Origin of the sequence: Pseudomonas putida (assembly GCF_050990305.1) — a bacterium.
Lineage (GTDB): Bacteria > Pseudomonadota > Gammaproteobacteria > Pseudomonadales > Pseudomonadaceae > Aquipseudomonas > Aquipseudomonas putida_AH.
Window position 1 is genome coordinate 1,169,645 of the sequence record NZ_CP158817.1, and the last position, 13,574, is coordinate 1,183,218.

The 13,574-nt window shown below is 58.6% G+C and carries 10 protein-coding genes and 2 pseudogenes; 7 read left to right on the forward strand and 5 right to left on the reverse strand.

Annotated features, from left to right (window positions below):
- Window positions 1–32 precede the first annotated feature (32 nt).
- On the forward strand, window positions 33–1,277 hold the full coding sequence (locus ABTV22_RS05290) for a hypothetical protein (protein WP_433738886.1): 1,245 nt from the start codon (window positions 33–35) through the stop codon (window positions 1,275–1,277).
- A gap of 43 nt (window positions 1,278–1,320) precedes the next feature.
- Here ABTV22_RS05290 and ABTV22_RS05295 read toward each other — a convergent pair whose 3' ends face one another.
- The 3 genes and pseudogenes from ABTV22_RS05295 to ABTV22_RS05305 all read right to left on the reverse strand — a co-directional run bounded on the left by ABTV22_RS05295 (window position 1,321) and on the right by ABTV22_RS05305 (window position 6,677).
- A complete protein-coding gene (locus ABTV22_RS05295) occupies window positions 1,321–4,434 on the reverse strand; it encodes a transglycosylase domain-containing protein (protein ID WP_433738887.1) in 3,114 nt (1,037 codons plus the stop codon).
- A gap of 353 nt (window positions 4,435–4,787) precedes the next feature.
- Window positions 4,788–5,246 (reverse strand): annotated as a pseudogene (locus tag ABTV22_RS05300) (REP-associated tyrosine transposase).
- Between the two features lie 306 nt (window positions 5,247–5,552).
- Entirely contained in the window at window positions 5,553–6,677 is a 1,125-nt protein-coding gene (locus tag ABTV22_RS05305; protein ID WP_433738888.1) for an OpgC family protein, read from the reverse strand.
- A gap of 243 nt (window positions 6,678–6,920) precedes the next feature.
- On the opposite strand from ABTV22_RS05305, the gene ABTV22_RS05310 reads away from it, so the two are divergent.
- The 3 genes from ABTV22_RS05310 to ABTV22_RS05320 are packed head-to-tail and all read left to right on the forward strand — an operon-like array spanning window position 6,921 to window position 9,743.
- Window positions 6,921–7,295 (forward strand): GtrA family protein, encoded by a 375-nt coding sequence (locus ABTV22_RS05310; RefSeq protein ID WP_433738889.1) that lies wholly within the window; start codon window positions 6,921–6,923, stop codon window positions 7,293–7,295.
- A complete protein-coding gene (locus ABTV22_RS05315) occupies window positions 7,292–8,233 on the forward strand; it encodes a glycosyltransferase family 2 protein (RefSeq protein ID WP_433738890.1) in 942 nt (313 codons plus the stop codon). Before ABTV22_RS05310 ends, ABTV22_RS05315 begins: the two co-directional genes overlap by 4 nt.
- A 1-nt stretch (window position 8,234) precedes the next feature.
- Window positions 8,235–9,743, forward strand: a complete 1,509-nt coding sequence (locus ABTV22_RS05320) for a glucosyltransferase domain-containing protein (RefSeq protein ID WP_433738891.1) — start codon at window positions 8,235–8,237, stop codon at window positions 9,741–9,743.
- Between the two features lie 68 nt (window positions 9,744–9,811).
- Here the strand turns inward: ABTV22_RS05320 and ABTV22_RS05325 are convergent, their stop codons facing one another.
- On the reverse strand, window positions 9,812–11,431 hold the full coding sequence (locus tag ABTV22_RS05325) for an FMN-binding glutamate synthase family protein (RefSeq protein ID WP_433738892.1): 1,620 nt from the start codon (window positions 11,429–11,431) through the stop codon (window positions 9,812–9,814).
- A gap of 170 nt (window positions 11,432–11,601) precedes the next feature.
- Window positions 11,602–11,745 (reverse strand): annotated as a pseudogene (locus tag ABTV22_RS05330) (helix-turn-helix transcriptional regulator); the annotation flags it as partial.
- Window positions 11,746–11,931: 186 nt separating this feature from the next.
- Here ABTV22_RS05330 and ABTV22_RS05335 point away from each other — a divergent pair.
- From ABTV22_RS05335 to ABTV22_RS05345, 3 genes are read left to right on the forward strand one after another with little or no spacing between them, the layout of a single operon-like run.
- Window positions 11,932–12,357 carry an NUDIX hydrolase gene (locus ABTV22_RS05335; RefSeq protein WP_433738893.1) on the forward strand — a complete coding sequence of 142 codons (426 nt, stop codon included), beginning with the start codon at window positions 11,932–11,934 and terminating at the stop codon, window positions 12,355–12,357.
- 37 nt (window positions 12,358–12,394) lie between these two features.
- On the forward strand, window positions 12,395–13,033 hold the full coding sequence (locus ABTV22_RS05340) for a LysE family translocator (protein ID WP_433738894.1): 639 nt from the start codon (window positions 12,395–12,397) through the stop codon (window positions 13,031–13,033).
- A 2-nt stretch (window positions 13,034–13,035) separates the two neighbouring features.
- Window positions 13,036–13,533, forward strand: a complete 498-nt coding sequence (locus ABTV22_RS05345; RefSeq protein WP_433738895.1) for an N-acetyltransferase family protein — start codon at window positions 13,036–13,038, stop codon at window positions 13,531–13,533.
- The last annotated feature ends 41 nt before the right edge of the window (window positions 13,534–13,574 follow it).

Genomic DNA, 13,574 nt, shown 5'->3' on the forward strand with positions numbered 1-13,574 from the left:
CAAGCATAGAATTACTACAGAAGGACAGTTTCATGGGTATTTCAAAATGCGCTTACTTTGGGCGATTACGTTTTTTGGGTAGCACCCTTCTTTTATTGATTTCCAGCAGTACCAACGCGCTTGTTCAGGAAATTACCGCGACGTTCACTCCAGATCCGACGAATCCGCTGAAGAACGAGTTCGTCAATACCACCCCCGAAAGTGGTGTCTGTACATTTCACATTCCTGCTATTTGCAAGCAGATGAACATTTTTACTATTCGTGCTCCGTTTAGAGCGGACGCTATAAGCCCCATTCTGGCTAATCACACAGATCCGCGTCAGGGAGCCATGTGGAAAGTGCCGTCGGAGTGGCGGGACTTGCAAGTCACCCACACGGCCACCGGGGAAGTGGAAACGGTGCAAGTTCGTATTGCCGGTATCGGGCATCGTTGGGACATCAGGCCGGGTGTTAGTGCATGGGAGAAACCAGGTGTGATCTCCTGGAGTAATCAGTGGCGCCAGGCACCTGCCCCCTGCACAGGCACGGGTTACATCGCTGCAGCGACCAACCTCGCGCTATTTTTCTGGCTCGTCCCAGAGGGGGCAGGTGTTTGCAGTCGGCAACCGGGCTCGGATATTTCCAGTTTTTGGTATAGCAATATCGAATACGCCTACGCGATCAAAACTCCCAATCCCCTGAAAATGTCCAGCGGCCAATACACCGGCAGCATCAACTACACGATGGGACCTGGAGCGGATTTTGATTTCGGCGACGTCATGATTCCAAATGACAATCTCTTCACCTTCAACTTTACCCTCGACGTGCAGCACGCCCTGAAGGTCGAAGTCCCACCGGGCGGGCACCATGTGGAGTTGCTACCCCAGGGCGGCTGGCAAGCCTGGCTGAACCAGGGACGCAAACCGACACGCTTGTTTCGCGACCAGACCTTCAACATCTCATCATCGAGTCGTTTCAAGATGCGCCTTGAGTGTCAGTACACGAACGGTGGCAATACCTGTTCGCTGTTGGAGCCAAAGTCGGGTCATGACGTGCCACTTAATGTCAGCGTCAGCTTGCCCAACGGTTTGGTGGACGCTGCCGGGCAACCGGTCAATCGTCGACCGTTGCTGCGTGATGGCAGCGGTACCGAGTTGTTCCAGCCCGGTTTTTACGTCGATCGCAAACCCGGAACACTGCATTTCGAGATCGCCAGGGACCAGGTCGAGCAGATGTTGACCGGTGTCGGCAAGACCTATTCTGGCAATGTCACGGTGGTCTGGGATTCCGAGGTGTAGGGGGCGGATCCTGAGAACAGACGGCGCTGCAGGTTAATTTCCTTCAGCGCCGCACCATCTCAATCGGCAGACATTGCGTATGCGTACCCGGTTGCAGATAAGGGTTGAGGATCGGCGCCATGCCCTTGAGCACCTGCACAGGCAATGCCGAGGTAAAGGTGAAGCTCTCGGCGCTACGGCCCGGCACGAAGGCGGTGAGGGTGCCGAAGTGAGTATCACCGATGTAGAACACGAAGGTCGCCGTGCGGTTGAGCGACTTCGAACTCAGAATCCGTCCACCGGAGCCAAACGCTTCAATGCGGTTATCCCCGGTACCGGTCTTGCCGCCCATGGCCAATGGGGTGCCATTGTCCGTTTTGAAGGTCCCGGCCACCCGTTTGGCGGTACCGGCATCTACCACTTGTGACAGCGCTTCGCGCATGGCCGTGGCGACTTCGGACGGCATCACCCGTTTGCCGACGTCCGGGTCATTGATCAGTTTGGTTTCATAAGGCGTGTTGGCGGCAAAGTGCAGGCTGTCGATGCGCAGCGTCGGCATGCGCACGCCATCGTTGAGGATGGTGCCGATCAACTCTGCCAGCGCCGCCGGACGGTCGCCGGAGCTGCCGATGGCGGTGGCCAGCGATGGCACCAGATGGTCGAACGGGTAGCCGAGCTTCTGCCAGCGCGCGTGAATGTCGAGGAACGCCTCGATCTCCAGCATGGTGCGGATGCGATTGTCGCGGGCGCCTTTGTGCCGGCTCTTGAACAGCCAGCTGTAGACTTCCTGGCGCTCGAACTGGCTGGCCTTGACGATGTCCTTGAACGTAGCGTCCGGATGGTTGAGCAAGTAGCCCATCATCCACAGGTCCAGCGGGTGGACCTTGGCGATGAAGCCCTGGTCCGGCAGGTCGTAGATGCCGGGGCCATAGGCCTCATAGAGACGCACGAGACGTTCGTCGGTCAGTTTTTCGGTCAGCTTGGTACCGGCCAGGTGCGAACGCACGAAGGTGTTGAAGCTCTCCTGGCGGGCTCTAGGCAGCAGATAACGGTGCACGGCAGCCAGGCGGATGGGTGTAGGGTGCATGCTGTCGAGGAAGGTTTCCAGCCGTTCCTGAGTGTCCTTGTTGCGGTACTTTTTCCAGAATTTGAGCAGGAACGAAGTGCCTTCGCGGTCGGCGAACTCGGCCAGGTACTCCTGACGGCGCGGGTCGCGGTCATCCTTGAGCAATTCGGCGCTGCTGTTGGGGCCGGAATAGGTGGTGTAGCGCACGATGTCACGCATCAGGCGAATGAACGGCAGGTTGATCGACTCGCGGATGGCGTCGCGCAGGGTCGGCATGCGGCCGTTGTCTTCCTTGCGGAAGTTATGGAACACATGCAACCCACCACCGGTGAAAAACGCTTCGCCGGGGCTGGCCGAGTACTTGCGGTCCAGCGCGGCGCTGAGCATCGGCGGCAGGCTGCGGTCCTTGTTCTGGGTCAGGTACTCGATGACCCACTGGCTCAGGCGATCGAGCTCCGGCACCTCGACTTTCTTCAGTTCCGGGACGCTCATGCCGGCGTATTTGTCGTGCAGCTCGGAAATGATTTGCAGGTAGGTGGTCAGCACGCGCATTTTCGCCGTGGAGCCCAGTTCCAGTTTGCTGCCTTCGTTGATGTCGAACGGTTGATCGGTGCTGTCGGTTTGCACCCTTACTCGCGAACCGTCCGGGGTCAGCTCGAACAGGGTGAAACTGTAACGCACCTGGGAGGTACTGGTGGGTGTCAGCAAGCGCTCGCCCATCAGACCGATTTCCTTGGCATATTCCGGGTCGGCAAGCCTTTTCAGGTAGGCGGTGGCCTGGGTTTGCAGGTCTCCTTGAAGGGTGCTGGTGGCCGAGAGGTCGAGGCGGTCGAGGTCATACAGCGGACGATTGAGCAAACCGGCCAGCCGGCTGCGCGCCACGCTGATGCCTTTGTTGGTTTCGATCGGCTGGATGGTCGGCTGGGTCGCCCAGTCGCGATAGGTTACCTTGCTGGCGAGCGCCGCATCGGCGAAAGGCTTATCGATCACACCATTTTGTGCCAGCAAACGAATATGGCTGTCGGTGAGGTCGGCCAGTTCGTCGCGCCCCTTGGTCAGGTAATGGGAAGGGCGACGCTGGGCAATCATCAGCGACAGCATCTCGCGCAGGGCCAGGCCTTTGTCCGCCAGGGTTTTTGGATCCGTCGCGTCACTGGCGAGGGTTGCGTTGGCCTCGTTGAAGTCGGCGCCGTACCACACCCGCAAGCCTTCGGCCATGCCGTGCACTTCACCATGGCCAGGCACCGCCGACAGCGGCACGCTGTTGAGGTAATCGCGCACTACGTTTTGCCGGGCCTTGAGGGTTTCTGGCCCGTCCTGATAGGCGCGCACGCTGGCAGAGATCATCTGGCGGATTTTCTCCCCACCCGACACCGTCAAGCCGTCGGGCGAATGCCGGTATTTCTCCAGTTGCGTGGCCAAGGTACTGCCACCCGCCGATTGACCGGGCAAGTGCAGCATCTTGGCGACCTGGGTATACGCCGCCATGCCGAACCGCGGCCAGTCGACTGCCGGGTTGGCCAAGGGTTGGTTGGGGTCGAGCAGGAATCGGTTTTCGATGAACAGCAAGCTGCTGACGACCACCGGTGGGATTGATTCGAAGCTGGAATAGAGCTGTTGCGGGTAGTTGTACTGATACAGCGGCGCTGCCTTGCAGTCAGTGATCGACAGGCCCGCCTGGATTTTTTCCGAATAGGGCACGAACAAGCCTTTGTCCGTGTAATTCATCAACGCCGGAGAAAAGCGGGTCTGGGCTGAAATCACATAATCACGCTTGATCAGCCGAGGCAGGAACTCTCCCAGCGAGCTGTAGCCCAAGCGCAAATCGAACGGGCCAGCGCCTGGATAATGAATGGCATCGCTGGGCCCCGGCTTGAGCTCGTAACTCAGGGTCTTGGCGAATTTGCTGACCTCCCGGGCCTGATACCTCGACGTGCGCATCTCCTTGGCAGCCGCCAGCCCCACGACAATCGCGATAATCAGCATCAGTAACCAGAACGCCTTCCAGCCGTGCCGGTTGCGACGGGGTTTTTCAGGTAAAGGCGCTTCTGCATCCACACGTTCAGTCGGGACCACGGTTTCACTCGAATCGGTTTGCCACAAAGCGCCCATAGTCGATTGATCCATTCACGCAGATTGATCGGACTTGACTGAAGCTTAGACGGTGGTTGGCAAAGGTGAAAAAATTGTGGAGCTCCAAATATCGTGGATCCATTCTGATTCGTGCCAAATGGGCTTGTGTGGCAAGGCGATGCACTTGTGGCGTGTGGGATTGATCTGAGTTGTGGGGAATATTTGTGGCGAGGGGATTTATCCCCGTTGGGTGGCGCAGCCACCCCAAAACCATTCAACCACGACCTTTCAAAAAGAACGGGTTCAACCGGTTTACGACTGCTTCTTAGCCGAACGGGGATAAATCCCCTCGCCACAAATGAATCCCCGACAGCCTATATGTTGTTCCGACATTAGATCCAACAGGCGTCCCAGAGCGGGTAGTCGCCGATTTTCTCGACCAGTCCTGCGCGCAATGGGTTAGCAACTATGTAACGAGCGAACGGCAAAAGATCTTCTCCGTCCCGGATGGCCCGATCATGGAAGCCGGTTTGCTACAGCGGACCGCGCCGCCCGGTCATGTTGTTCACCGCGTGGGTGCAGCGTGCTTTGGCAGCGCCGATGACATTGCTCAAGGTGTTGTCTTGCATTTGCAACAGCCAGTGGAAATGGTCAGGCATCACTACCCAGGCGAGCGAATCGACATGAGCCATTTCGTGGGCTCGTCGCAGCTCTGTGACAAGGAGGCGCCCTATACGCCAATCTGAAAAGACAGGCTGGCGCTTGTGGGTAACGGCTGTGACTAGATAGGCCCGGCCAATTTCCGAGCATCGGCCGAAACGCAAACGGTGAGAGTTTGGATGAGCAGGCAATCCATTGCCTCCTGGGGAGTTGGTTTGGTTCAGCTCCTTGAGGCTAGTGCACTGCTATCCGAGTCGAATCTCTATTGGTTGCGTGAAAAATCTGATGTTTTTGAAGGATTTCCGGCCCCGATGGCACTTATCTGTGGCATAGGGCCTTTGTGGTGAGGGGATTTATCCCCGCTGGACTGCGCAGCAGTCCCAAATCCTTTAAATACAGACTTACTGTTTTGAGGGTGGCTGCGCCACCCGACGGGGATAAATCCCCTCGCCACAGATAAATCCTCTATCCACCAGTCCACTGTACTCAGGGTTTTCTTAGGCTGTGGCCAAGCGGGGAGGTTGATTCAACCGCTTGTTGAACTCCAGCCAAGCCCCCAGCAACATCATCAACCCGGCGCCCACCAGTGCGGTGAAGATTTGCATGGCGAAGGCATCCTCGGTCATGGCGTTGATCATGTCCGCCAACGGCGCCAGCAATACGCCAAGGCAGAAGATTTCCAGGGAAAAACGCCCCATTCGGCAGCTTTGCCGGGCCAGCCAGTTTTGTGTCCAGCCGGTGTCGGGCAGCAGTTTCGCCGTGACGTAGGCCAGCGCCAGGAAGTGCAGCAAGCGCACCGGTGACAGGTTGGTCTTGCTGATCGGGTACAGCAGATTGCTCAGGCTGGCGGGCATCAGCGCATCGTGAATGTGCGGCCAGCGCCACGAGAGGGTCAGCACACCAGCGGCGATCACGTACACCGCAGCGGTCATGAACAACGGCTGGCGCCGCAATGGACGGGGATCGGGCGCGCGTGGGCGTTGTGCATGAATCGCGGCGGCACCGCCCAGGACAAACAGCAACTGCCAGGCGACGGGGTTGAAGTACCACACGCCATCTTTGATCGCGGCCAGGTTCCAGCCGGCCAGTGGCACCATCAGGTACAGCGCCACTGACAGCGCGACTACCACCCAGGTTTTACGCACCAGCATTGGCAGCACCAGTGGCAAGCCCGCCAGCAACACGATGTACAGCGGCAAAGGGTCCATCAGGTTCGGTTTGAAGCGCAGCAGCAGTTCATCGATCAGGGCTTGCTGCGGGTCGCTGATGAAATGGTGCATGCCCATTTCTTCCACCAGATCTCGGGTTTCCACGTGGCTGTTGGCGAAGAACACGATGCCCATGAGCATCGCCAGCAAGAATATGTGCACCACATACAGCACCCAGGCGCGTCGCAGGATTTTTACACAGGCGATCAGGAAGCCTTCGCGCGCCAGCACTTTTCCGTAGGCCAGCACGGCCGCGTAACCGGCCAGAAACACGAAGACTTCGGCGGCATCGCTGAAGCCGAAGTTGCGCAGGGTGATTTGGCCCAGGGGGTTGTGAGGCACGTGATCCCAAAAGATGAAGATCAGTGCCAGACCGCGAAAAAAATCGATCCGGTGATCGCGCGCTAGCGTCATGACGGCAGGCTCGTAAACAGGTGTTGAACAAAGGAGTAGCCGACGGCGCGAAAGGTTGCGCGCCGCACATCGGCGGCGCGCAGGGTGGACCGATTCGCCGGTAATTGCAAAGTCGGGGTATTTCGGGATGTTGACGTGGTGTTTAGCCGCTAGTCTGAAAGGTGGTGTCACCTGCGATTTCTGACAGTAGACAGACTCAAATACATGGGGGAGCGTGAAGCGTGCTCAGTTCGGGACTTCACCATGAGACGGTTATGGAAAGGCTTTTCCAGTTACTCGGTGATCGGTATCGCCAACACCCTCATTCACTGGCAGATCTTCTTCCTGCTGAGCGTGGCAGCGGGCCTGCGTCAGGCGGTCAGCAATCTGCTGGCGTTCTGCGTGGCCGCTTCGTTTTCCTTCTACATGAATGGGCTCTACACCTTTGACAGCAGGATGTCGGTCGGCGGCTATCTGCTGTTTATGGCGGCAATGGGGGCGTTGAGCTATGGCGTCGGTTACGCCGGTGACCTATGGCGGTTACACGGCTTGCTGACGGTCGCGCTGTTCTCGGCCTTGAGCCTGGTATTGGGTTTTCTGTTCTCCAAGTACGTGGTGTTTCGCGAGCGTGAAACATGAAAATCTCGCTGATCGTTCCGGTGTTCAATGAGGAACAGGCAATCGAGGTGTTTTATCAAGCCGTACGGCGTGAGCTGAAGCTCGCCGAGGCCGACGTGGAAATCGTCTTCATCAACGATGGCAGCACGGACCTGACGGCCGAACGGGCCACCGCCCTGGCGCGGGTGGACGAGCAGGTCATGCTGATCAATTTCTCCCGCAACTTCGGCAAGGAGCCGGCGCTGTTTGCCGGCCTGGAACATGCCTGTGGCGATGCTGTGATCCCGATGGACGTCGACCTGCAGGATCCGATCAGCGTCATCCCGCAACTGGTCGAACAATGGCAGAAGGGCGCCGATGTCGTGTTGGCCAAGCGCCGGGACCGTCATACCGACAGCTATCTGAAACGCCACAGTGCCTCGTTGTTCTACCACCTGTTGAATCGCATTTCGTACACCCGCATCGAAGAAAACGTTGGGGATTTCCGTCTCATGGACCGCAAGGTCGTCGACGTGATTCGCACGCTACCCGAGCATCAATTGTTCATGAAAGGCGTGTTGTCCTGGGCCGGGTTCAACACCGTGGTGGTGGAATACGAACGGGCCCGGCGCATCGCGGGCACAAGCAAGTTCAACGGCTGGAAACTGTGGAACCTGGCGCTCGAAGGCGTGACGTCGTTCAGCACCGTGCCGTTGCGTTTGTGGACCTATGTAGGGGGCGGTATTTCGATTTTCGCCGTGCTGTACGCGGTATACATGGTGCTGGACAAGATTTTCAACGGTAACAGCGTGCCCGGTTACCCATCTTTGATGACTGCCATTCTGTTTCTGGGCGGCGTGCAATTGATCGGCATCGGCATCCTCGGGGAGTACATCGGGCGGATCTATATCGAGGCCAAGCACCGACCGCGCTACGTGATCAAAGACATTGTCGGCGGTATCCCCCGGCGCGAGCGATAGCATGGGCAGGCTCAGCGATTTCTTCATCAAGGAACTTGGCCATCGTCAAATCTGGCTGTTTTTCCTGCTGGCGACAGGTGTGTATGTCCTGCCGCTGATCCTTGCGGACTATCCCTACATCGATGACAACTGGCGCTCACTCTCGGCCGGCATGGCCTGGGCGGAGCAGGGGCGCTTGTTCACGCAGTTGTTCTACAACGCATTGACCTTCACCGATGCGGCGCCGAACATCTTTCCGTTGCCATTGTTGATCGCTGTTCTGGCGATGTCTTCGGCACTGTCGAGCCTGACCCTTCATTACTTCCGTCAGCCGACCATCGCGTGTTGCCTGGTGGTGCTGCCGCTCTGGTACAACCCGTTCTTGCTGCAAAACCTCTCCTATCAATACGACGGCGCACCCATGGCCTTGAGTCTGGTGGTGGTGATCTACGCCATCACCTTTCGCCATCCTTCGCGCAGTGTGCAATGGCTGGTGCCTTCGTTTTTGATTGCGCTGGCGCTGGGGCTGTATCAGATCAGTTTGAATGTGTTTCTCGGGCTGTGCTGCCTGGAATTGCTCAGGGCTGCCAACGACAAAATACCCTGGCCACAGTGGGGCGCCTTGATCGGCTGGAAAGGTGCCCAAGTGCTGCTGGGCTGGCTGATTTACGGCGTCACGGCTTATCCGTTCATGGGGAACAATCGCACCTTGCTGCTCAACCTGTCGGCCCAGCCTTTGCAGCAAATCGACGTCAACATCGGTCGAGTGCTGGAAAAAGTCGTACTGCTGTTTCATGGCGGATTCGCCTGGGTATTTGCCGCGCTGTCGTTGTGCGCCATTGCCGGGGCGGTTCTTTTGGCAAAGAACATTGTTGAGCGCAAAGAGAGCGGGCCGAGGCGGTTATTGATCGGTTTACTGTGTGTGCTGACTGTTCCGATAGTGCTGCTGTTGGTCTCAGGTGTTGCACTGTTGTTTCGCGACTTCAACGAAGGCGCCAGAACCCTGATGGGTTTTGCGGTGCTGCTGGTGCTGCTGTTCTATTTGAGTCATCTGGCACTGGCGACGGTGCATGAACGAATGCCGCTGCTGTTGCTGGTGCCGCTACTGGCGATGCTGTCGCTGTCGTTTGCCTATGGCCGGGTGCTGACGGTGCAAAAAACCTTCGCCACCCGCGCGCTGTTCAGTCTTGAACGCGATATCAGCAGCCATCCGGCCCTGCACGAGGCCAAGCGTATTTACCTGTCGGTGACGTACTCTGATCACTGGTTGTTGGGGGCCGCCGGCTCGTTCAAGCAGATGCCGGTGCTGCACTATCTGCTGAACATCGACTTTTACATGCTGGCGGAAAACCTGCCCAAGGTGGGCATCAGCAACGTGGTCGCCGAGCGGGAGCGGCGTAACGCTACACGGGTGGGGTATCAGCATTTTGCGCCGTTGGTGGAGGGGCCGTATTACCGGATCTACCTGATCGGCGATTACGGTTTTATCGTCATGAAAGAACCGGCCCCAATCAAGGCACTGCGTTGGTGAGCAGCGTTGATCGGGGCAGGTTGAAGATCAAAAGATCGCCGCCTGCGGCAGCTCCTACAGGGGCTGTGTCAGGCGGCCGCGATTTCGTTGGGCTCGAAACTGTCTGCCCGCGCCATCTGCCACATCCGCGAATAAAACTCGCCGTTCACTTCCCCGGTCAGCAACTCACCGGGTTTGAGGAACACATGCAGTTGCGAGAACAGTTTGATTTCGGTCGCCGACATGCGTCGCACCAGGTGCTTGGCTGAGAGCTGTGATGGATGCTCCAGGCCGGCGGCGGCGAGCATTTCGGCCAAGCCCTTGAGGGTGTTGCGGTGGAAGTTGTAGACGCGCTGGGCCTTGTCCGGCACCACCAGCGCGCGCTGGCGCAGGGTGTCCTGGGTGGCGACACCGGTCGGGCATTTGTTGGTGTGGCAGCTTTGCGACTGGATGCAGCCGATGGCGAACATGAAGCCGCGTGCCGAGTTGGCCCAGTCGGCGCCGATGGCCAGGACGCTGGCGATGTCGAACGCACTGACGATCTTGCCGCTGGCGCCGAGTTTGATTTTGTCCCGCAGGTTCAAGCCCACCAACGTGTTGTGCACGAACAGCAGGCCTTCGCGCATCGGTACGCCGATGTGGTCGGTGAACTCCAGCGGTGCGGCGCCGGTGCCGCCTTCCTTGCCGTCGATCACGATGAAATCGGGGAGGATGCCGGTTTCCAGCATGGCCTTGGCGATGCCCATGAATTCCCATGGATGACCCAGGCAGAACTTGAAGCCAACCGGTTTGCCTCCAGACAGTTCACGCAGTTGCGCGATGAAATGCATCATCTCGATCGGCGTGGAGAAAGCGCTGTGTCGCGACGGCGAGATGCAGTCCTGGCCCATCGGAACGCCACGGGTGTCGGCGATTTCCTGGGTGACCTTGTGCTTGGGCAAGATCCCGCCGTGGCCGGGTTTGGCACCCTGGCTCAACTTGATTTCGATCATTCGCACTTGCGGTGTTTGCGCCTGGGCGGCGAAGCGTTCCGGGTCGAAGCGACCGTCGCTGGTGCGGCAACCGAAATAGCCGCTGCCCAGCTCCCAAGTCAGGTCGCCACCGTGTTCGCGGTGATACGGGCTGATGCTGCCTTCGCCGGTGTCATGGGCAAAATTGCCAAGTTTGGCGCCCTGGTTCAACGCGCGAATGGCGTTGGCACTGAGCGAGCCGAAGCTCATGGCCGAGATGTTGAATACCGACGCCGAATACGGCTGGGTGCACTGCGGGCCGCCGACTGTGACCCGAAAACCGTTCGGATCGCTCAACGGCGCCGGGCGCATGGAATGGCCGATGAACTCGAAACCCGATTGGTACACGTCGATCAAGGTCCCGAAAGGTTTATCGGCGCTTTCGTTCTTGGCCCGGGAATAGACCAGCGAGCGCTGGGCCCGGGAGAAGGGCAGGGCATCGCTGTCGGATTCGAGCAGGTACTGGCGGATTTCCGGGCGAATGCCTTCGACGAGGTAGCGGATGTTGCCCAGGATCGGGTAATTACGCCGCACCGCGTGGGGGCTTTGGAGCAAGTCGCCTATGCCGATCAGGCTCAGCACACCGGTGACGGCGGTGATTGGCCAGAGCCAGTCATATTCGAGGAAGGGCAGGCTGGCGAGGGTGAACATCACGCAGACGGCAAAGAAGGCGTAGCGGCTCAGGAGTGACAGGCTCATACGGTTTCCTTGGGTTCGGACTCAAATTTTTTGGCTACACACCCACCACTGTAGGAGCGAGCCTGCTCGCGATGGACTTTAACGATAACGCGTGCTGTCTGAATGGCCGCGTTGTCCTTGCGTTTTTCGCGAGCAGGCTCGCTCCTACAGAAAAGCAGTTCGGTGTTATGTCAGGCATTTTGTGCCTGGAGAAAAATCGTAAACAGCTCGGATTGGGATGTGATCCCCTGCTTGCTGTACATGTGTTTCTTATGGACTTTCACGGTTTCGATGGAGATTTCCAGTTTGCGGGCAATCTCCTTGCTAGAGCAACCGCCAGTCCCCTGTAGGAGTGAAGCTTGCTCGCGATGGACGTCAACGATAACGCATGCTGTCTGAATGATCGCGTTGTCTGGACGCTCATCGCGAGCAAGCTTCACTCCTACAGGGGATTCGGGGCTTTTGCGTGACTGCGGTGGACATGGGATCCTTGGCGTTTTTGAGTCAAAGGTCTTTTGTTCATGTCGACGCCCACCACCGCACTTATCCACATCGCCGCCGCCCTGCTGATCGGCCCCGACGGCCGAACCCTGCTGGTACGCAAGCGCGGCACCGAGGCGTTCATGCAGCCGGGTGGCAAGATCGAAGCCCATGAACAACCGGTCAACGCCTTGGCCCGCGAGCTGGAAGAAGAGCTGGGGCTGGTCATCGATCCCGCGCAGGCATCCTTTCTCGGCCAGTTCTCGGCGCCCGCCGCCAACGAACCGGGCTTTGTTGTGAAGGCCGAGATTTTTCTGCTGAATATCGAGGCGGATGTCACTCCGGCCGCCGAGATCGAAGAGGTGATCTGGATCGACCCGACCGTGGATGGCGATCTCGTCCTGGCGCCATTGACACAGGACCTCATCCTGCCGTTTTATCGGGCTTCGCTGACCGCGACCGCCTGATCTTTCACGCCTGCTTTTGCAAAAAGAAGGACCCGCCATGATCCCGCTCCAGGATTTGCTGATTTTCGCCGCCACCGCGTTGCTACTGGTACTGACGCCGGGGCCGAACATGATCTACCTGATTTCCCGTTCGATCTGCCAGGGCCGCAGGGCCGGCGTGACTTCGTTGCTGGGTGTGGTGGCCGGGTTTTTCGTCCACGTATTTGCCGCTGCTGTCGGTCTGACGGCGGTGTTCCTGGCGGTGCCAATGGCCTATGAAGTGCTGAAGTGGGCGGGTGCCTTGTACTTGTTGTGGCTGGCTTGGCAGGCGGTCAAACCCGGCGCACGTTCGCCGTTCCAAGCGCAGCAACTGCCGCCTGATTCGTCGCGCAAACTGATCACCATGGGCTTTCTCACCAGCGCCCTGAACCCCAAGATCGCCGTGTTCTACCTGTCGGTGTTTCCGCAGTTCATTACGCCCGAACACGGTTCGGTGTTCACCCAAAGCATCGTCCTGGGCCTGACCCAGATCAGCGTCAGTTTCTGCGTCAACCTGCTCATCGCCCTGTTTGCCGCGGGGATCGCTTCGTGGTTCGTCAACAACCCGACCTGGCTGGCCATGCAGCGTTATTTCATGGGCTTCGTACTGTCGGGGCTGGCGCTGCGGTTGATGCTTGAACAACGCCGGATGGCCTGAGCATGTGGATCGAGCGACTGGGCGCCAGCCATGCTCTCGATTACCGGGCACTGATGCTTGAAGCCTACGACCGCCATCCACAGGCGTTCACCTCCAGCGTGCGCGAGCGTGCGTCGATGCCGCTGAGTTGGTGGGAATCGCGCCTGACGGGCAAGCTTGAAGTGGTGTTCGGTGCGTTCGTGGAGGGCAAGTTGGCGGGCATTGTCGGGCTGGCCTTCGAGGCCCGTGAAAAGGCTCGGCACAAGGCGACGTTGTTTGGCATGTATGTGTCAGCCGGCGTACGCCAGCAAGGGCTTGGACAGCAACTGGTGCAGGCGGTGCTGGATGAGGCCAGAACTCATCAGGGACTGCGCCTGATCAAGTTGACCGTCACTGCCGGCAATGAGGCCGCGTTCAACCTGTACCGGCGTTGCGGCTTCGTCCAGTACGGCCTGGAACCGATGGCGGTGCGGGTGGGCGAGGAGTACCTCGACAAAATCCACATGTGGCGCGAAATCTGAGATCACACCAGCCCCCGTTGGAGCCGGCTCGCTGGCGATAT